The sequence below is a fragment of the Microbacterium sp. CGR1 genome, from assembly GCF_051062835.1.
Taxonomy (GTDB): Bacteria; Actinomycetota; Actinomycetes; order Actinomycetales; family Microbacteriaceae; genus Microbacterium.
On record NZ_JAOTPG010000001.1, the window covers coordinates 2983094 to 3000992 of the forward strand.

Here is a 17899-nt window from a genome sequence, read left to right on the forward strand (position 1 = left end):
GAGCCCATGTGCGGCATCGTCGGAATGGTGGGCTCTGCCCCAGTCAATCAGGACATCTACGACGCACTCCTGCTGCTGCAGCACCGCGGCCAGGATGCGACGGGAATCGCCACCGCTGAGGCGAACGGCGTCATGCACAACGCCAAGGCGCAGGGCATGGTGCGCGAAGCTTTCCGCACCCGCGACATGCGCGGGCTCCTCGGAAACGTCGGGCTCGGTCACGTGCGCTACGCGACCAAGGGCACGGCGTCGAACGAAGAGGAGATGCAGCCGTTCTACGTGAACGCACCGTACGGCATCATCCTCATCCACAACGGCAACCTGACGAACACGCGTGAGCTCACGGCCGACATGGCCAAGCGTGACCGCCGTCACCTCAACTCCTCGAGCGACACCGAGCTGCTCCTCAACGTGCTCGCCGGTGAGCTGCAGAACACGACCTCGACGGTCGACCTCGACGCCGAGCGCATCTTCGAGGCGGTCGAGCGGACCCACGAGCGCATCGAGGGCGCCTACGCCGTCATCGCGGTGATCGCCGGATACGGTCTGCTGGCGTTCCGCGACCCGTTCGGCATCCGCCCCCTCATCCTCGGACGTCGTCCCTCGACCGTCCCTGGGGCAGAGGGTCGCGACGAGTGGGTCGTGGCCAGCGAATCCCTCGTGCTCGAGAACGCCGACTACGAGGTCGTGCGCGAGGTCGAGCCCGGCGAGGCGATCTTCATCACGAGCGAGGGCGAGCTGCACGCCAAGCAGTGCGCCACCGAGACCACGCTCGCGCCCTGCGCTTTCGAGTACGTCTACCTCGCGCGTCCCGACTCGGTCATGAACGGCGTCTCGGTCTACGAGTCGCGTCTGCGCATGGGCGACCGCCTCGCCGACACCATCGCCAAGCACGTTCCGATGGACAAGATCGACGTCGTCATGCCGATTCCCGATTCGGCGCGCCCCGCGGCCATGGAGGTCGCCCGCAAGCTCGGCATCGAGTATCGCGAGGGCTTCTACAAGAACCGCTACGTCGGCCGCACCTTCATCATGCCCGGCCAGGCCGTGCGCAAGAAGAGCGTGCGCCAGAAGCTCAACGCCATGTCGACCGAGTTCCAGGGCAAGAACGTGCTCCTGATCGACGACTCGATCGTCCGTGGCACGACCTCGAAGCAGATCATCCAGATGGCGCGAGATGCCGGTGCCACCTCGGTCACCTTCGCCTCGGCGGCTCCGCCGGTGCGTCACCCGCACGTGTACGGCATCAACATGCCGTCGCGCCACGAGCTCATCGCCCACGGGCGCACGATCCCCGAGATCGCCGCCGAGCTGGGCTGCGACCACCTGGTCTACCAGGAAGTCGACGATCTCAAGGCAGCGATCACCGAGGGATCGGTGCTCAGCGACCTCGACATGAGCTGCTTCGACGGAAAGTACGTCACCGGAACCGTCTCGGACGAATACCTCGCGTGGGTGGAGGGGTCGCAGACCTCGTGACCTCGCGTGCGCAGCCGCTCTGGCGCGGACGTGCGCTCGCGCTGATCGGCATCGTGCTGGTCGCGTTCTCTTTGCGATCCGCCGTCGCCTCGCTGTCTCCGGTGATCGATCACATCGCCGAGGAGTTCACGGTGTCGTCAGTCGTCGTCGGCCTCATCGGCGCCGCTCCACCGGTGTGCTTCGCGGTTTTCGGTCTGCTCACGCCGCTGTTCGAGCGGCGTTTCGGCCTCGAGCGGGTCGCGGTGGTGGCGATCGCACTGATCGCGGCAGGCCTGCTGCTGCGCAGCCTCGCGGTCGACTCGACCTCGCTTCTCGCGGCGACCGCAGTGGTGTTCGCGGGTGTCGGCTCGGGCAACGTGCTGCTGCCGCCGCTGGTGAAGAAATACTTCCCCGACCGTCTCGGCCTGATGATGACGGTCTACTCGACCACCATGGCGGTGTCGACGTTCGTGCCGCCGCTGGTCGCGGTGCCGATCGCCGACACGGCGGGGTGGCGCGTGTCGCTCGGACTGTGGGGAGTGTTCGCCGCGATCGCGCTGGTGCCCTGGGTGGCGATGCTGGTCGCGCACCGCACGGATGCCGTCACGACCGGTCGTTCCCTCGCCGAGCAGTCGTCTTCTGAGGCGACGACGGGCGAGTTCGACGCGGCATCGATGGCGACCGGACCGATCGCCACGACGCCTGCGAACCCCCGCGTCTTCGGGCGACTGTGGCGTCTGCCGCTGGCCTGGTCGATCGCGCTCGTGTTCGGAGCTTCGTCGACCATGGCCTACGTGTCGTTCTCGTGGCTGCCGACGATCATGATCGATGTCGGCGGGGTCTCGCCGTCGAACGCGGGGCTGCTCCTGTCGCTGTTCGGCCTCATGGGGCTGCCGTGTTCGCTCCTCGTGCCGATCCTCATCGTGCGCTTCCAGGCGACGCGTCCTGTCTTCTTCGTCGCGATCGCTGCGGGACTCGTCGGCCTGGCCGGCATCCTGTTCCTGCCCACTGTGGCACTGCCGCTGTGGGTGGCGCTGTTCGGCCTCGCCCCCGCGCTGTTCCCGCTCGCTCTGGTGCTGCTGAGCATCCGTGCCCGCACGCCCGAGAGCGCCGTCGCGCTCAGCGGGTTCGTGCAGAGCATCGGCTATGCGGTGGCCGCGGTGTTCCCGCTGCTGATCGGGCTGCTCCATGACGCGACCGACAGTTGGCTGATCCCGCTCTGGCTGCTCGTGGGCGTGCTGATCGCCGTGATCCCCGCAGGGTGGATCGCGGGTCGCCGCCGCACGATCGAAGAGGACTGGGAGCGCCGGCACGGTCGCTGGTGAGTCGAGCTCGCGGTGACCTCAGTGCGCGGTGACCTCAGTGCGCGGTGACTGCATCGCCGAGACGGATCGTGCCGCCCGTCCAGGGGGTCTGCTCGTCGGCTGACGCGGAGCCGGGCAGGAGAAGTCTCCCGAGGGTGGGCTCGGCCTGCGAGAACGCGGCGGTGAGCGTCGTCAGCACTTTGGCATCGCGCACTCCGGTGTCGGGATTCGCGTGCGTCGCCAGGCACCGGACGATGGGGCCGGCCGCGTCGAAGGAGACGTCACCGACGGTCACCTCACCCGTCCAGTCGAGCTCCGACCACGCGGCGGCATCGTCGATGACGATGTTCGAACGGAAGCGACGGTCGTCGACGTCCGTGCCGAGGGCCTCGCCCAATGCGCTCACGCTGCCGCTGCTGTGCACCGAGACGTAGCCGCGGGGTCGATCCTGGAACCGCGACGTCACTCCGTCGCCGACGAGTACCAGCGGCAGCCGGCCCGGCCGCTGGATTCTGCGGCCCTCCGCGCTGGCGAGGACGAACTCCGTCACCGCAGCCGCGAGCTGCGTGCGCCCGTCGTCGTCGAGCCCCGCCTCCACGAGAACGGACCCGGCGTGCTCGATGCGCACGCGTCGCTCCTGGTCGTCGTAGCGGGTGCGCAGCGAGGCGAGCGTCGCGAAGTCCTGAAGAGAGAGCCCCTTCGCCTTCGGCCAGTAGTCGAGGCCGTCGCGATCCTCCGGTGCCGTCGCATCCGCGAAGCGGAACGCGAGGACTCTGTCGCCGGCGATCCGACCATCCGGCTGCACCGCGAGCTCGTCGACCGACTCGGCCGTGAAGCCCTTGATCGGATGACGGTAGAGCGAGACGACGTGTGGCATGGGGCGATTCTGTCAGGTGAGAGACGCCGCACCGTCGAACGACGCCGCGATCGTGGGTCGGGATTCCGGGATTCCGGGCACGACGAAACCCCCGTGCGGTACACGGGGGAGACGACGACGAGCGAAAGGGCGGTCAGGCCTTTTCGAGTTCGTCCTCGTCTTCGTCTGCATACTCGTCAGCCCACTTGTCGACGTATGCGTCTTCAGAGTCGCTCGGGTGCGCGAGCTCGCGCTCGAGCGCCGAGTAGTTCACCGACGGACTGAACGACTTCAGTTCGCGGGCGATCTTGGTGTGTTTCGCCTTTTGACGGCCACGGCCCATGCCTGAGACCCCCTCACGAGTTAAGCTGCGGGCAACAACAGGCCCGAGTCATTCACGACACCGGCTGAGGGCCGGTAAGAGTAGCATTCAGAATAGCACGCGGCCAGACCGCACTGGCCCGTTGGCAGCTGGTGAAGGGAGCGATCCTCATGACCGACAACACCTCGACGCCCTCCGACGAGGCCGCGCAGAACGCGACACTGCAGAAGGCCGTGATCGTCGGGATGCAGCCGGGACAGGCCACGCGGGTGATCGAAGAAGCCGCGAGATTCGCACGGCTCCTGCGCGTGCCGCTCGTCGTCGCGCACGTCGATGTCACGCGCTTCGTCACCTACGAAGATCCTGACGGCTATGTGCATTCGGCTCCCATCGACATCAACTTCGACGCAGGCACGGCCGAGTTCGAGGCCGTGCAGGCCGAAGCATCCGCCGCGCTCGACGGCACGGGCCTCACCTGGACGGCCCGTCAGCTCGTCGGAGACCCGGCGCTCGCCATCAAGGCGCTCGCCAACAAGCTCGATGCGCAGCTCATCGTGGTCGGCACGCGCAAGCGCGGTATCGGCGAGTCGATCCGCGAGTTCTTCACAGGGTCGGTCGCTGCCCGCCTCGCACATCGTCAGCATCGTTCGGTGCTCGTCGTTCCGCTGCAGGAGCCGGTGCCCGACACGCAACCCGAGATCTGGACCGAATAGCGCGCGCGTTTCCGGACGAACGGCGCCGGCTGGGCCGAGATCAGGACGACCGCTCCGGATCAGGACAGAATCTCGAAGAGTGTCCTGATCCGGAGCGGTCGTCCTGATCTCAGTCGGTTGTCAGCGCCCGAGGGAGGCCAGCGCGGTGGTGATGCCGCGAGCGGCGGCATCCAGTCCGTCCTCCAGCTGCGTGACCACGGATGCGGGCAGCGTGCCGCCCTTCGCGATGTGCGTGCGCAGATCGGTGCGCACGCGTGCACGGAAGGCATTGATGACGGCATCCGCTCGGTGCATCTCCTCGCGTGTGATGATGCGCTCGTCGTCACCCGCGGTGCGCGGGCGGGACTTCGATGCGGCGCGGTCGTCCTTCTCGGCGGTGGCGAGGTCGGCGCGGAGGCTCTTCATCGCCTCCTTGACGCTCTGGCGGACCTCGTTGGCGATCAGGCGCACCGAATCGGTGAGTCCCGCCTCGATGCCGGCGAGGTCGCCCTCGCGGGAAGCGAGCTCGGTGCGTCCGGCATCCGTGATCGCGTAGATCGTGGTGCGGCCGTCGACGGTCTTCGTGACGAGCCCCTCTTCCTCGAGCTTCGCGAGTCGGGGGTAGATGGTGCCGGCGCTCGGGGTGTACGTGCCACCGGTGCGGTCGGTCAGAGCCTGGATGATCCCGTATCCGTGCTGAGGTGCCTCGGCGAGCAGCGACAGGAGGTACAGCCTGAGGTCGCCGTGGGAGAAGACTGCGGGACTCATGCTTCCCACTCCGCATCATTCGTGATCGAGGCAGGCGAGCGGCGAAGGACGGTCACGCCGCCCGAGACGGAGTTGGCGCGCAGATCGACGAAGCGTCCCGCGAGCTCGCCCGTCGAGCCGGTGTAGTTGCTCGGACCCGAGGCGCTCCGCTCGATGCCGTCGATCAGCAGGCGTCCGCTCAGCGAGCGCACGACGTAGTTGGCGGCGAGCGACTCGTCGAGGCGTACGGTGGTGCCGCCCGAGACCGAGTTGACGTTGATCGTGTTCACATCTCCCGCGGCATCGACGAGCGTCGAGCCCGACACGATGTCGACGGTCGCGCGGCGGACGGTGCCCGTGACGGCGACGTCTCCTGAGACGCTGTTCGCGCTGATGGAACCGGTGAGTCCGCGCACCTGCACGTCGCCCGAGACCGAGTTCACGGTGAGGTCGCCGATGAGGGTGTCGACGATGATGTCGCCCGACACGGTGTTGAGGCGGGCGTCGTTCCGGATGCCGGACACCAGCGCGCCGGCGCTGACGACGCCGAGGTTGAGGGCGATCGAGCGGGGGACCGCGACGCTGACCTCGGCCTTGGGGCCGCCGGAGCCGAAGTTGCGGAACACCTCGAGGAAGTTGTCCCAGCCGAGCTGCGGGTGGTCGATCTCGACCTCGCCGTCGTTCGACTCGATGCGGAGGTCCTTGGTGGTCACACCGTGGACCTCGATGCGGATGCCGGGTTCGTCGTGCGCGATGACGTCGACCTGGCCGCCGACCAGACCGATCTTCAGGCGGGTGACGTTCTCGATGTCGATGACGCGTTCTTCGCCCGGGGCGATGAGCCACTTCTCGGTCATGTCTGCTTCTCCTGTGTTGAGGGAACACGATATATCGTGTTCCAGAAGAATAACACGATATATCTCGACTTTGTCAAGAGTGGCTCCTCGACGCGGGTCGATCAGCCTCAGACGAGGGGAGGGGTGTGCCAGATGCGGTCGATGTAGTCGCGGATCGAGCGGTCGGACGAGAAGAAGCCCGTGCGGGCCACGTTGAGGATCGCCGAGCGGGTCCAGGCATCCTGATCGGCGTACGCGGCATCCGCTCTGCTCTGCTCGGCGATGTACGACGCGTAGTCGGCGAGCACCATGAAGCGGTCCTCGTAGAGCAGGTTCGACACCACGGGCTCGAACGCCGATCGGTCGCCGCGCGAGAAGGCGCCGGAGGCGATCAGGTCGATCGCCCGACGCAGGCCCTCGTCGGCCTGATAGAACTCCTGCGGCCGGTAACCGCGGATGCTGAGCGCTTCGACCTCGGGCTCGCTCATGCCGAACAGGAAGAAGTGGTCATCGCCGACCAGCTCGCGGATCTCGACGTTCGCCCCGTCATCCGTGCCGATCGTGAGTGCGCCGTTCAGGGCGAACTTCATGTTGCCCGTACCCGATGCCTCTTTGCCCGCGAGCGAGATCTGCTCCGACAGGTCGGCCGCGGGGATCACACGCTCGGCGAGAGTCACGTTGTAGTTGGGCGGGAAGACGACCTTCAGTCGACCTTCGAGGCGTGGGTCGGTGTTCACGACCTCGCCCACGGCGTTGATCAGATGGATGATGCGCTTGGCCATCGCGTAGCCCGGAGCCGCCTTCGCCCCGAAGATCGCGGTGCGGGGCACGACGTCCGACATGGCGATGCGCCCCGAGATCACGCCCTCGTAGGTCGTGACGACGTGCAGCACCTTCAGCAGCTGGCGCTTGTATTCGTGCAGGCGCTTGACCATGACGTCGAGCATGTGGCCGTCACTGATCTCGACGCCGTCGCGCTCGCGCAGGACCTCGCTCAGGCGGCGCTTGTTCGCCGCCTTCACTCCGGCGAACGCGGTGCGGAACTCGGCATCCTCGGCGAACGGCTCGAGTTCACGCAGTCGTTCGAGGTCGGTCGTCCACCCGTCGCCGATCGCCGCGGTGATGAGGGACGAGAGTTCGGGGTTCGCGAGACGCAGGAATCGACGAGGGGTGACGCCGTTCGTGACGTTCGTGAACTTGCCGGGGAAGAACGCATCGAAGTCGTGCAGCACCTTGTCGCGCAGCAGCTGCGAGTGGAGCTCTGCGACGCCGTTGACCTTCGCGCCGGCGACCGTCGCGAGGTACGCCATGCGCACCGAACGGACCGGATGCTCGGCGATGATCGACATGTTGCGCACGAGCATCTCGTCGTCGCCGAAACGCTCGCGCACGGCCAGGAGGAACTCGTCGTTGATGCGGTAGATGATCTCGAGGTGGCGGGGCAGCAGTCGTCCGAGCAGCTCGACCGGCCAGACCTCGAGCGCCTCGGGCAGCAGCGTGTGGCACGTGTAGGCGAAGCACTGCCGAGTGATCGCCCACGCGGCATCCCAGTCGAGGTGCTTCTCGTCGATGAGAACGCGCATGAACTCGGGCACCGCGATCACCGGGTGGGTGTCGTTGAGCTGGAAGATCACACGCTCGGGCAGGTTCGCGAGGTCGAAGCCGTCGGCGAGCATGTTGTCGAGGAAGTCGTGGATCGATGCCGCGACGAAGAAGTACTGCTGCTGCAGCCGCAGCTCCTTGCCCTGAGGAGTGGAGTCCTCGGGGTAGAGCACCTTCGAGATGTTCTCGGCGAAGGTCTGCGCCCTCACGGCCTCTTCGTAGTCGCCTGAGTTGAAGATCCGCAGGTCGAAGGCGCTCGTGGCGACCGCGCTCCAGAGGCGCAGCGTGTTGACACGGCCGTTCCGGAACCCGGGGACCATGTAGTTGTAGGGCACGGCCTGCACGTTCCACGCGGGCACCCAGCGGCTGCGGGTGACACCCTCGTCGTCGTATTTCTCGGTGTGGCCGCCGAACGCGATGGTCTGTGCGTCTTCGGGGCGAGCGAACTCCCACGGAGAGCCGAGCGCGAGCCAGGCGTCGGGCTGTTCGACCTGCTGCCCGTCGACGAAGGTCTGGCGGAAGATGCCGTACTCGTAGCGGATGCCGTAGCCGATGCTCGGCACGGCCATCGTGGCGAGCGAGTCGATGAAGCAGGCCGCCAGGCGTCCGAGTCCGCCGTTGCCGAGGCCCGGTTCGACCTCGTGTGCACGCAGTTCGTCGAGCGAGACGCCGCACGAGGCGAGCGCCTCCGCGGCGACCTCGGTGAGGTCGGCCGCGAGCAGGTTGTTGTCGAGCTGACGGCCGAGCAGGTACTCGGCCGAGAGGTAGCAGACCCCCTTCGCCTGCACCTCCTTCTGGTGCCGAACGTCTTCGAGCCAGCGCGCCATCAGGTAGTCGCGCACCGTGTGCGCGAGGGCGAGATAGCGATCGTTGGCGCTGGATGCCGACAGGGCGACGCCACGGTCGAAGTTGAGATTGTGCAGGAACCGCTTCGCGAACTCGTCCGCCGTGCTCGGCGGTGAGATCACGGGGGCGAGAGCGAGCGGGTGCAGGGGAGAGCGTGATTCGGGCACGTGACGACCGTAGCGAGAGCGAGGCTGATTCGTGTGACGGGCGGATGAAGAATATCGGTTGGAGCTTCGCTTGACCTTGACGCAACGTCAACTTCTATCGTGGAGTCATCGAAGAACGGATCCACGGAAGGAGGACGCGATGACCGGTCGTGATTGGTCGATCCAGGAGATCGCCCGACTCGCGGGCACCACCAGCAGAACGCTGCGTCACTACGACGACGTCGGCCTGCTGCCGCCGTCGCGGATCGCGCACAACGGCTATCGCCACTACGACGAGGCCGCGCTCGTGCGCCTGCAGCGCATCCTGCTGCTGCGCGAGCTCGGACTCGGTCTGCCCCAGATCGCCGAGGTGCTGAACCCGACGAACGCGCGGCAGAGCGAGGAGTCCGCTCTCGAGACACACCTCGCGCTGCTGCGCGAGGAGCAGGACCGACTGGCGCGGCAGATCGCGTCGGTCGAGAACACCATCGACGCATTGAGAGGAGGTGAAGAACTCATGGCAGAGAACATGTTCGACGGTTTCGACCACACCCAGTACAGGGAAGAGGTCGAACAGCGTTGGGGTCGCAAGACCTACGCCGACAGCGACCGCTGGTGGCGCGGGATGACCGACGCCGAGCGCGCCGACTGGCAGCAGCGCGTCTCCGACCTCGGTCGGGACTGGATCGCCGCCGCCGAGAGCGGCATCGACCCGGCATCCGCTGAGGCTCAGGACGTCGCCCGTCGACACGTCGAGTGGCTGACCGGCATCCCGGGGACCCCCGCTGCCGTGCCCGGTGGCGACGTCAAGGCGTACGTGCTCGGGCTCGGGGAGATGTACGTCGCGGATCCGCGCTTCGGCGCGAACTACGCGACGTCGGCCGGAGGCACGCACGGTGCCGAGTTCGTCCGCGACGCGATCCGCGTCTACGCGGACGGCAACCTGTAGAACCCCCCGCGGCGTCCGCATCCGCAGTCGCCAGCCACTGCGAGGTCGATAACGCATCCGAATCGCCCGTTTCCGGTGCGTTATCGACCCCGCACGGCGCGGGGCGAGACGAAACGTCGTGCTTTGCACAGATCGAGACACCAGGGCAAGACCGAGATCGGATGCCGTGGCGGGGCGTAGGGTCGTGCCATGGCCCCCCGCCGCAGACGCACCGACGCCGCGCCGCTGTTCGCGGTGGCGGCGGGCGCGTACGCCGCGAACGTCGCCCTCGGCTCGGCGGTCGCCGCCAAGATCATCGACACGAGCAGTTTCCGGTGGGTGCATCACACGATCTACATCGCCACCTGCGTGGCCTCCGCCGCGGCATTCTCGTCGATCTTCTGGGGCACCCCGACGCACGCCAGCCGCCGCGCCGCCCTCGCGCTCGCACCGGCCGCTGCACCGCTCGCCGCCATCCCGTACCTCGGCACGCACAGCCGACGGCATCCGCTCGTCGCGCTCGCCGCGGCCCCCTTCATCGTCGCGGGCCTCGTGTGCGCGCGCCTCACCACCGACCGGAAGTGAACGCATGGAACTGCTCGACGCCATCCGCCGCCGCAAGACCACCAACGGGCCTTTCCTGCCTGATCCGGTGTCGGAGGAGCATCAGCGCATCCTGCTCGAGGCGGCCGGTCGTGCCCCTTCGCAGCTGAACAGTCAGCCGTGGCGCTTCGTGGTCATCGAGAACCGCGAGACCATCGACCGGATCGCACGCATCTCGGGCGAGAGCATGACCGAGGCGATGTCGAACGGCACGTTCTTCGAGCGCTACAAGCCCTACTTCCGCTTCAGTCAGGCCGAGATGGAGGAGAAGCGCAGCGGGATGCTGTTCGACAAGCTCCCCGCGGCTCTGCGCCCGTTCACGAGCCAGGTGTTCACGAAGCGCGGCCAGAAGCTGATGAACACGTTCGGGGTGCCGAAGACCCTGGGCGAGGAGAACCACAAGCTCGTCGCCGGGTCCCCACTGCTGCTCGGCGTGATGCTCGATCGCAGCGAGTACCGGCCGGGCCAGCTGTCGTCGTTCTACTCGGTGTTCAGCATGGGCGCGGCGATGGAGAACGTCTGGCTGAGCACGGTCGAGCTCGGCATGGGCATCCAGTTCATCTCGTTCCCGATGGAGGTCCCTGGGCGGTGGGACGAGATCGTGAAGCTGCTGCGGGTGCCGGACGACCTCGAGCTCATGGCCGTCTACCGTCTCGGCTACCTGCCGCCGGAGCAGCGGCGCCCGGCCATCGACTGGTCGAGTCACCAGCGCAAGCTCGCATCGCAGTACGTGTTCCGCGAGAACTGCGACGAGCCCCAGCAGGGCTGGGACGCGCCGCCGCCGGGCGCTGACGCGCCGAGGGCCTGACCCGCATCAGCCCCCGCTCTTGCGCGGGAGGACCTTGAGATCCTCCACGGCCGGACCCTCGATCCTGGTGCCGTCGGCCTCGAAGCGCGAGGCGTGGAGCGGGCAGTCCCACGTGCACTCCGCGTCGTTCCATGCGAGCACCCCGCCCAGATGCGGGCACACGGCCGACACGGCACGGGTGACCCCGCCGACGGTCGAGATCGCGACCGGGCGCCCGCTGCGATTCGCGACCACGCCCTCGCCCTCCGACGGCTTCGGGACGGGGACGGGCTGTCGCTCGGCCTCGACCCAGCCGCTCGTCGCCGCGGCCGCGACCTTCGCGCCCTCGACCGCTCCTCGCGCCAGGTCGGCAGGGACCGTCAGTCTCGTGCCGATCTTGACCATCCAGGACGGGCGGTCGTGCCAGTTGGCTCCGAGGATCTCGGCGGTCAGACGCAGCGCGGCGGCCGGAGCGTTCGACAGCCCCCACTTCGCATAGCCCGTCGCGAAGCGGATGACGCCGAGTCCGCGCGGCATCGCGCCGACGAACGGGATCTGGTTGTGCGACTCGTAGTCCTGCGCAGACCACCGATGGGTCTCCTCGGCGTCGGGAAAGTACTGCCTCGTCCACTCGACGAGGTCGTCGACCGCGGCGGCCTCGCCGTCGGACCGCCCGACCGGATGTCCGTTGCCGCCCACGACGAGTCGCGCGTCACCGCCGGGCCCGTCGGCGTCGGAGACGGGGCGGATCGAGCGGGTGGAGCCGTCGACCGAGATGAAGGTCGACGTGGGCAGATCGCCGTTGACGCGGAACGAGACGCAGTACGACCGGAACGCCCGCATCTTGGCGAAGTACAGACCTCGATCGAGGATCGGGGAACCCGTGGCGATCACGATGTGCTCAGCGAACATCGGTCCGACCGGCGTCTCGACGCGAGGATCGGGAAGGACGTGGGTCGCCGTGACCCGCACCCCGGTGTGCAGCGTCCCGCCGGCGGCGAGAAGCTCTTCGGCGAGCGCCTGAGTCACGAGCGCGGGGTCGATCGTCACCTGCTCGTCGAGTGCCACCGCACCGAAGACCGGGAACGCCATCGACGACAGCTCGTCGCGCGTGAGCATCCTGGTCGGCAGCCCGGCCTCCTGCGCCGCGTCATGCACCTCGCGCACCGTGTCCAGCCCGCTCGGGTCCTGCGCGTAGGAGTGATCGGTGCGGCGCTCGTACGAGACTCCGGCGTGGTCGGCGAACGCGACCAGCCAGTCCATGCCCTCGCGGTTGCCCTCGACGTAGGCCTGCACGAGCGATGCCGGGTGATGCGCCCGGATCTCGGCGAGGCGCTTGCCCTGCAGCAGCGACAGCTTGCCGGTGTTGCCTCCGGTCGCGAGCTCGGCCACCTCGCCCGCCTCGATCACCGCGACGTCGAGACCCGCTCGAGTCAGCATGACGGCGGTGCTCAGGCCGGTGAGGCCCGCTCCGACGATGATGACGTCGTGCCGTGCTCCCGGGTCGAACGGCGTGCCGGTGGGCGGGGTCCGGTCGAGCTTCCACAGTGGCTTCATGGCGACAGTCTTCGCCTCGGGGCGTCCTACTCCCACCGGGTTGACATTCGACGGTCGGGTCGTATCGGACGCGGCTAGAGTGGCGGCGTGACCGCTCGCCGCCTGTTCCTCGTCTTCGCCGGCGGGAGCATCGGCACCGCCGCGCGACTCGCGGTCGGGCTCTGGATGCCGGATGCGGGAGGCGTCCCGTTCGCCACCCTCGCGGTCAACGTGCTCGGGTCGCTGCTGATCGGCATCCTCGCCGCCCGTCTGCCGCAGACCACCGGCCTGCGGTTGTTCCTCGGCACGGGCGTGCTCGGCGGTTTCACCACCTACAGCGCCTTCATGACCGGGACGGTCGAGCTCTGGGCCGATGCTCCGCTGCTCGCGTTCGCATACTCCGCAGGCAGTCTCGTGCTCGGCCTGGGCGCGGCAGCGCTGGGCCTGCGGCTCGGCCGGCCGCGGGCGACCTCTCCGCTTGCGGGAGCCGTCTCGTGACCCCGCTGCTGTTCGCCGCCGCCGCGCTCGCCGGGGGAGTGGGCGCCGTGCTCCGCTACGTCGTCGATGTCGGGGTCGCGAAGGTCGCAGGCCGACGCTTCCCGTGGGGCATCCTCGCTGTCAACCTCAGCGGATCGTTCGCACTCGGCCTCGTGACCACGGCGCTGCCGGCAGACGCTTTCCTCCTCGGGGCGGGTCTCCTCGGCGGCTACACGACGTTCAGCACAGCGATGCTCGACGCCGTCGCGCTGTGGCGGGACGGCGAGCGCGCGGCATCCGCGTTCGATGCGATCGGGATGCTGCTGCTCGGCCTTCTCGCGGCCGGCCTGGGGCTGGCGCTCGGCTCCGCACTCTGACCCGCGCCCGCACGCGGATCTTCGCGTCGAGGCTCGGCGGATCGGCTCTTGCGCACGTCGCATCTCTCGGGTTAGTCTCCTTGCTAATCGTTTAACTGCTAATCGTTTAACAAACTCGATTCCGCTCGACACGATCCCCTGCACCCGTCAAAGGAGACACCGATGCCCCGTACCTCCCGTCGCGCCCTCGGCGCCCTCGCCGCCTCTGCGGCAGCCGTCCTCGCGCTCAGCGCCTGCTCGTCACAGGCCGGAGGTGAGGGCTCGTCGGGTGGAGACGTCACCCTCAGCTACGCCATCTGGGACGAGAACCAGAAGCCCGCGATGGAGGACATCGCGGCCGCGTTCGAGAAGGAGAACCCGAACGTCACGATCGACATCCAGGTGACGCCGTACAAGGAGTACTTCACCAAGCTGCAGACCGCGGCCACGGGCGGGTCGGCCGCCGACGTGTTCTGGATGAACGGCCCGAACTTCCCGCTGTATGCCTCCAACGGTCAGCTCGCACCTCTCGACGACGCCGGGATCGACGCGGCCGACTACCCGCAGGGTCTGATCGACCTCTACACGTTCGACGGAAAGCTCTACGGCGCCCCGAAGGACTTCGACACCGTCGCCCTCTGGTACAACAAGGCGCTCTTCGACGCCGCGGGCGTCGACTATCCGACCGCCGGCTGGACGTGGGACGACTTCACCGCGGCCGCTGCCGCGCTCACCGACCCGGCGAAGGGCCAGTTCGGCGTCGCCGCGAGCCAGTACGGCCAGGAGAACTTCTACAACTCGATCGCGCAGGCGGGCGGCGAGGTCATCTCGGCCGACGGCACCGAGAGCGGCTACGGCTCGCCTGAGGCGCTCGCGGGCATCGAGCTGTGGACCGATCTGATCGAGGCGGGGTCGTCTCCGACGGCGCAGCAGATGACCGACACCAACCCCGAGGACTTCTTCCTCTCGGGCAGGGTCGCGATGTTCCAGAACGGCTCGTGGGCGGCCATCGCCTACGGGGACAACGCCGACATCGCCGATACGGTGAACGTCGCGCCGCTCCCCGAGGGGCCGGAGGGCAACCAGAGCGTGATCCACGGTGTGGGTAACGTCGCCAATGCGAAGAGCGCGCACCTGGCCGAGGCCCAGGCGTTCGCCGCCTTCGCGAGCGGCGAGGAGGCCGCACAGATCCAGGCTGAATCCGGCACCGTGATCCCCGCGTTTAACGGCACCCAGCAGGCGTGGGTCGACGCCCTGCCGCAGTACGACCTGCAGGTGTACATCGACGCCCTCGACACCGCCGTGCCCTACCCGGTCTCGAAGAACACGTCGGCGTGGACGAGCATCGAGAGCGAGGTGCTCTCGCAGGTCTGGTCGGGTGCCGTCGCCCCGGCAGAGGGACTGAAGGACCTCGCTGAGCAGATGCAGACGGCGCTCGATGCGGAGCAGGAGTAACCGGACATGACCGTCGTCGCGTCACCCCCGCGCGTGCAGGCGGAGCGGATGCCGGAGGCGCCCCGCCCCGGCATCCGCCGCCGTCGGCGCAATCCCGGTGCGTCGCCCTGGTGGGCTCTCGTCTTCATCGGCCCCACGGCCCTCGGCATCGCCGTCTTCTACCTGTGGCCGACCGTGCGCACGCTCATCATCTCCTTCACCAAGTCGGGGCCCTTCGGCGGCGCGGAATGGGTGGGGATCGAGAACTACGTCCGCCTGTTCCAGGACCCCGAGCTGATCGGGGCGCTGCGCAACACCGCCGTCTACACGGTCATCGCCCTCATCGGCATCCCGCTGGCCGTCGGCATCGCGGCGCTCCTCAACACTGCAGGGCTCAAGGGGCGCAGCGCGTACCGGACGCTGTACTTCATTCCCGTCGTCACGATGCCCGCGGCGATCGCTCTGGTGTGGCGCATGATCTACAACGGCGACTACGGGGTGCTCAACGCCGCCCTCGGCTCTGTGGGCATCGAGGGCCGCAGCTGGCTCACCGATCCGAACACGGCGCTCGTGGCCATCGCGGTCGTGGGCATCTGGGCGGGCCTCGGCACCAACATCGTGATCTTCCTCGCCGGGCTCCAGGGCATCCCCGACACGATCATGGAGGCGGCCGACCTCGACGGTGCGGGCCCGGTGCGCAAGTTCTTCTCCATCACCATCCCCCTGCTGTCGCCGTCGATCTTCTTCGTCAGCGTCATCAGCGTGATCGGCGCGCTGCAGGTGTTCGACCTCATCTACATGATGCTCGGACGCAGCAACCCGGCCATGCCCAACACCCGCACGGTCGTCTACCTGTTCTACGAAGCGGGGTTCCTCGACAACGACCGGGGCTATGCCGCCGCCGTCGCCTTCCTGCTGCTCGTGATCATCCTGGTGCTCACGGTCGTGCAGTTCCGTCTGCAGAAGAAGTGGGTGCACTATGAGTGAGATTTCGCTCGACACGCGCGCCATCGTCGGCGCGCCGACCGGTCGCTCGGCGGCCCGTCCGGGAAAACCCCGCAACAGGGCGATCTGGATCGTCCACGTCGTGCTCTTCGTCGGCGCGATCCTCATGGTCTTCCCTTTCATCTGGCAGCTGCTGACCTCGTTCAAGACGCTGTCCGACTCGGTGCAGGTGCCGCCGAGCCTGCTGCCGCGCGAGTGGGTGTTCACGAACTTCGCCGAGGTGTTCGACTCGATGCCGTTCGCGCAGATGTTCGCCAACTCGGTGATGCTCACGATCGGCCGCACGGTCGGACAGGTCGTGCTGTGCACCATGGCCGGTTACGCCTTCGCCCGCATCCCGTTCCCCGGACGCAACGCGCTCTTCGTGGTCTTCCTGTCGGTGCTCATGGTGCCCTCGCAGCTGTACCTGCTGCCGCAGTACGAGATCATCCAGTCGCTCGGCTGGCTGAACACCCTGCAGGCCCTGATCGTTCCCGGGATCTTCAGCGCTTTCGGCACGTTCCTGATGCGTCAGTTCTTCATGTCGATGCCCGCGGAACTCGAGGAGGCGGCCCGCATCGACGGGGCGAATCCGTGGCAGACCTTCTGGCGGATCATGGTTCCGCTCGCGAAGCCTGGCATCATCGCTCTCGTGGTGTTCACTGTGCTGTGGTCCTGGAACGATCTGCTCTGGCCGTTGATCGTGACGACCGACCCCGCCAAGATGCCGCTGTCCGTCGGGCTCTCGCAGCTCGTCGGCATACATGGCACCGACTACCCGGTGCTGATGGCGGGAGCGCTGCTCGCGACCCTGCCGATGCTGGTGATCTTCATGATCCTGCAGCGGCAGTTCATCCAGGGCATCGCCTTCAGCGGATCGAAGGGCTGACCGATGGCAGAGCGCAGGCAGCAGTCGACGACCTCCCGGCGTCCGACCCTCCGGATGGTCGCCGAGCGCGCAGGAGTCTCGACCGCCACGGTGTCGTACGTGTTCTCGGGGCGCTCGGGTGCGGCGTCGGGTGCCGGCGTCGCCGAGGCCACGGCGGCGAAGGTGCTCGCGGCGGCCGACGAGCTCAACTACCGGCCGAACATCGCGGCGCGGACGATCCGCACCGGGCGCAGCGGCATGGTGCAGCTCTCGCTGCACATGCTCAGCGACCCGTGGTCGCTCGCGGTGGCGGATGCCGTGAACGTCCAGGCGAACAGGCACGGCCTCACGACGCTCATCCTCGCCGACGGAGACTGGCATGCGGCTCTCGACCGGGTCGAGAGCGACGTCGCCTACCTCGACGGCGTGGGGATCGACGAGGATGCCGAGCGCAAGCTCGCGGATCTCGTGCAGCGCGGCCAGCGGCTCGTCGTGTTCTCGGAGCACCTCGAACCCGCCGGATTCGACGTCGTGCGCTCGGATGCGATCCCCGGGTGCGAGCTCGCGATGGACCATCTGCTCGAGCGGCACGCGCGCATCGGATGCCTGGCAGCAGAGGGTGCCGTGCGCCTCGCGCCCACGCAGATCACCCGGTACACGCCGTACCTCGAGAAGATGGCGGATGCCGGACTCGAGGTCGATCCCGAGTGGACGGTCACGTACACCGAGGGGCAGGCGAGCGCCTTCGCCGCGGCCGTGCGGCTGCTCTCACGCGACGATCGGCCGGACGCGATCTATGCGACCACCGACTTCGCGGCCATCGCGGCGATCAATGCGGCGCACATGCTCGGGCTCCGCGTGCCGCACGACGTCGCGGTGATCGGTGTGGGCAACACCCCCGACGCGCAGCTCATCGCGCCCACCCTGACCACGGTCGGCCCGACCGACTTCTACGACCGGCAGGCGCGCATCATCATCGACCGCGCGCTCGCGGCAGACGACGCCCCCGCGCGGCTGCACGAGTTCGCCTGGTCGCTGTTCCCCGGGGCGTCGACGGACCTCGACGCCCCCACCTCTCACGTGCGCTGACGCAGGCGTCCGCGCACACACGACTCGA

At 68.0% G+C, this 17899-nt stretch carries 18 protein-coding genes; 12 read left to right on the forward strand and 6 right to left on the reverse strand.

The window, feature by feature from the left end; genetic code table 11:
• The first annotated feature begins 6 nt into the window (after positions 1–6).
• Complete coding sequence (purF, locus tag OD997_RS14800; RefSeq protein WP_434332260.1) at positions 7–1479, forward strand: amidophosphoribosyltransferase; 1473 nt, start codon at positions 7–9, stop codon at positions 1477–1479.
• Positions 1476–2783 carry an MFS transporter gene (locus OD997_RS14805; RefSeq protein ID WP_434332261.1) on the forward strand — a complete coding sequence of 436 codons (1308 nt, stop codon included), beginning with the start codon at positions 1476–1478 and terminating at the stop codon, positions 2781–2783. Before purF ends, OD997_RS14805 begins: the two co-directional genes overlap by 4 nt.
• Positions 2784–2817: 34 nt before the next feature.
• Here the strand turns inward: OD997_RS14805 and OD997_RS14810 are convergent, their stop codons facing one another.
• Together OD997_RS14810 and OD997_RS14815 are read right to left on the reverse strand one after the other, a co-directional pair.
• A complete protein-coding gene (locus OD997_RS14810) occupies positions 2818–3639 on the reverse strand; it encodes an MOSC domain-containing protein (RefSeq protein WP_434332262.1) in 822 nt (273 codons plus the stop codon).
• A 133-nt stretch (positions 3640–3772) separates the two neighbouring features.
• On the reverse strand, positions 3773–3961 hold the full coding sequence (locus OD997_RS14815; protein WP_045254362.1) for a DUF3073 domain-containing protein: 189 nt from the start codon (positions 3959–3961) through the stop codon (positions 3773–3775).
• Between the two features lie 149 nt (positions 3962–4110).
• Between OD997_RS14815 and OD997_RS14820 the strand changes: the two genes are divergently transcribed.
• On the forward strand, positions 4111–4653 hold the full coding sequence (locus tag OD997_RS14820; protein WP_434332263.1) for a universal stress protein: 543 nt from the start codon (positions 4111–4113) through the stop codon (positions 4651–4653).
• Positions 4654–4773: 120 nt separating this feature from the next.
• On the opposite strand, the gene OD997_RS14825 is transcribed toward OD997_RS14820, so the two are convergent.
• From OD997_RS14825 to OD997_RS14835, 3 genes are all read right to left on the reverse strand, one after another.
• Positions 4774–5400 carry a PadR family transcriptional regulator gene (locus tag OD997_RS14825; RefSeq protein ID WP_434332264.1) on the reverse strand — a complete coding sequence of 209 codons (627 nt, stop codon included), beginning with the start codon at positions 5398–5400 and terminating at the stop codon, positions 4774–4776.
• Positions 5397–6236 carry a DUF4097 family beta strand repeat-containing protein gene (locus OD997_RS14830; protein ID WP_434332265.1) on the reverse strand — a complete coding sequence of 280 codons (840 nt, stop codon included), beginning with the start codon at positions 6234–6236 and terminating at the stop codon, positions 5397–5399. Before OD997_RS14830 ends, OD997_RS14825 begins: the two co-directional genes overlap by 4 nt.
• Positions 6237–6343: 107 nt before the next feature.
• The gene (locus OD997_RS14835) at positions 6344–8830 is read right to left on the reverse strand and encodes a glycogen/starch/alpha-glucan phosphorylase (protein WP_434332266.1); all 2487 of its coding nucleotides are present in this window, start codon (positions 8828–8830) and stop codon (positions 6344–6346) included.
• A 139-nt stretch (positions 8831–8969) separates the two neighbouring features.
• Here OD997_RS14835 and OD997_RS14840 point away from each other — a divergent pair, with 139 nt between their 5' ends.
• The 3 genes from OD997_RS14840 (at position 8970) to OD997_RS14850 (ending at position 11148) form a co-directional block, all read left to right on the forward strand.
• Entirely contained in the window at positions 8970–9758 is a 789-nt protein-coding gene (locus OD997_RS14840) for a MerR family transcriptional regulator (protein ID WP_434332267.1), read from the forward strand.
• Positions 9759–9947: 189 nt separating this feature from the next.
• Positions 9948–10322 (forward strand): hypothetical protein, encoded by a 375-nt coding sequence (locus OD997_RS14845; RefSeq protein ID WP_434332268.1) that lies wholly within the window; start codon positions 9948–9950, stop codon positions 10320–10322.
• 4 nt (positions 10323–10326) lie between these two features.
• On the forward strand, positions 10327–11148 hold the full coding sequence (locus OD997_RS14850) for a nitroreductase family protein (RefSeq protein WP_434332269.1): 822 nt from the start codon (positions 10327–10329) through the stop codon (positions 11146–11148).
• 6 nt (positions 11149–11154) lie between these two features.
• On the opposite strand, the gene OD997_RS14855 is transcribed toward OD997_RS14850, so the two are convergent.
• Complete coding sequence (locus tag OD997_RS14855; protein ID WP_434332270.1) at positions 11155–12684, reverse strand: FAD-dependent oxidoreductase; 1530 nt, start codon at positions 12682–12684, stop codon at positions 11155–11157.
• Positions 12685–12771: 87 nt separating this feature from the next.
• On the opposite strand from OD997_RS14855, the gene OD997_RS14860 reads away from it, so the two are divergent.
• From OD997_RS14860 to OD997_RS14885, 6 genes are all read left to right on the forward strand, one after another.
• Entirely contained in the window at positions 12772–13161 is a 390-nt protein-coding gene (locus OD997_RS14860; RefSeq protein WP_434332271.1) for a fluoride efflux transporter FluC, read from the forward strand.
• Entirely contained in the window at positions 13158–13517 is a 360-nt protein-coding gene (locus OD997_RS14865; RefSeq protein ID WP_434332272.1) for a fluoride efflux transporter FluC, read from the forward strand. Before OD997_RS14860 ends, OD997_RS14865 begins: the two co-directional genes overlap by 4 nt.
• A gap of 162 nt (positions 13518–13679) precedes the next feature.
• Positions 13680–14951: an ABC transporter substrate-binding protein gene (locus OD997_RS14870; protein WP_434332273.1), complete on the forward strand. Its 1272-nt coding sequence runs from the start codon at positions 13680–13682 to the stop codon at positions 14949–14951.
• Between the two features lie 6 nt (positions 14952–14957).
• Positions 14958–15917 carry a carbohydrate ABC transporter permease gene (locus OD997_RS14875; protein WP_434332274.1) on the forward strand — a complete coding sequence of 320 codons (960 nt, stop codon included), beginning with the start codon at positions 14958–14960 and terminating at the stop codon, positions 15915–15917.
• Entirely contained in the window at positions 15910–16803 is an 894-nt protein-coding gene (locus OD997_RS14880; RefSeq protein ID WP_434332275.1) for a carbohydrate ABC transporter permease, read from the forward strand. Before OD997_RS14875 ends, OD997_RS14880 begins: the two co-directional genes overlap by 8 nt.
• A 3-nt stretch (positions 16804–16806) precedes the next feature.
• A complete protein-coding gene (locus OD997_RS14885) occupies positions 16807–17871 on the forward strand; it encodes a LacI family DNA-binding transcriptional regulator (protein ID WP_434332276.1) in 1065 nt (354 codons plus the stop codon).
• Positions 17872–17899 lie beyond the last annotated feature (28 nt).

What these genes read in the sequence shown, in the direction of transcription:
- purF (WP_434332260.1), top strand. Translation starts at nt 7, where the DNA reads ATGTGCGGCATCGTCGGAATGGTGGGCTCTGCCCCAGTCAATCAGGAC.
- OD997_RS14810 (WP_434332262.1), bottom strand. Translation starts at nt 3,639, where the DNA reads ATGCCACACGTCGTCTCGCTCTACCGTCATCCGATCAAGGGCTTCACG.
- OD997_RS14815 (WP_045254362.1), bottom strand. Translation starts at nt 3,961, where the DNA reads ATGGGCCGTGGCCGTCAAAAGGCGAAACACACCAAGATCGCCCGCGAA.
- OD997_RS14820 (WP_434332263.1), top strand. Translation starts at nt 4,111, where the DNA reads ATGACCGACAACACCTCGACGCCCTCCGACGAGGCCGCGCAGAACGCG.
- OD997_RS14825 (WP_434332264.1), bottom strand. Translation starts at nt 5,400, where the DNA reads ATGAGTCCCGCAGTCTTCTCCCACGGCGACCTCAGGCTGTACCTCCTG.
- OD997_RS14830 (WP_434332265.1), bottom strand. Translation starts at nt 6,236, where the DNA reads ATGACCGAGAAGTGGCTCATCGCCCCGGGCGAAGAACGCGTCATCGAC.
- OD997_RS14840 (WP_434332267.1), top strand. Translation starts at nt 8,970, where the DNA reads ATGACCGGTCGTGATTGGTCGATCCAGGAGATCGCCCGACTCGCGGGC.
- OD997_RS14845 (WP_434332268.1), top strand. Translation starts at nt 9,948, where the DNA reads ATGGCCCCCCGCCGCAGACGCACCGACGCCGCGCCGCTGTTCGCGGTG.
- OD997_RS14850 (WP_434332269.1), top strand. Translation starts at nt 10,327, where the DNA reads ATGGAACTGCTCGACGCCATCCGCCGCCGCAAGACCACCAACGGGCCT.
- OD997_RS14855 (WP_434332270.1), bottom strand. Translation starts at nt 12,684, where the DNA reads ATGAAGCCACTGTGGAAGCTCGACCGGACCCCGCCCACCGGCACGCCG.
- OD997_RS14870 (WP_434332273.1), top strand. Translation starts at nt 13,680, where the DNA reads ATGCCCCGTACCTCCCGTCGCGCCCTCGGCGCCCTCGCCGCCTCTGCG.
- OD997_RS14875 (WP_434332274.1), top strand. Translation starts at nt 14,958, where the DNA reads ATGACCGTCGTCGCGTCACCCCCGCGCGTGCAGGCGGAGCGGATGCCG.
- OD997_RS14880 (WP_434332275.1), top strand. Translation starts at nt 15,910, where the DNA reads ATGAGTGAGATTTCGCTCGACACGCGCGCCATCGTCGGCGCGCCGACC.
- OD997_RS14885 (WP_434332276.1), top strand. Translation starts at nt 16,807, where the DNA reads ATGGCAGAGCGCAGGCAGCAGTCGACGACCTCCCGGCGTCCGACCCTC.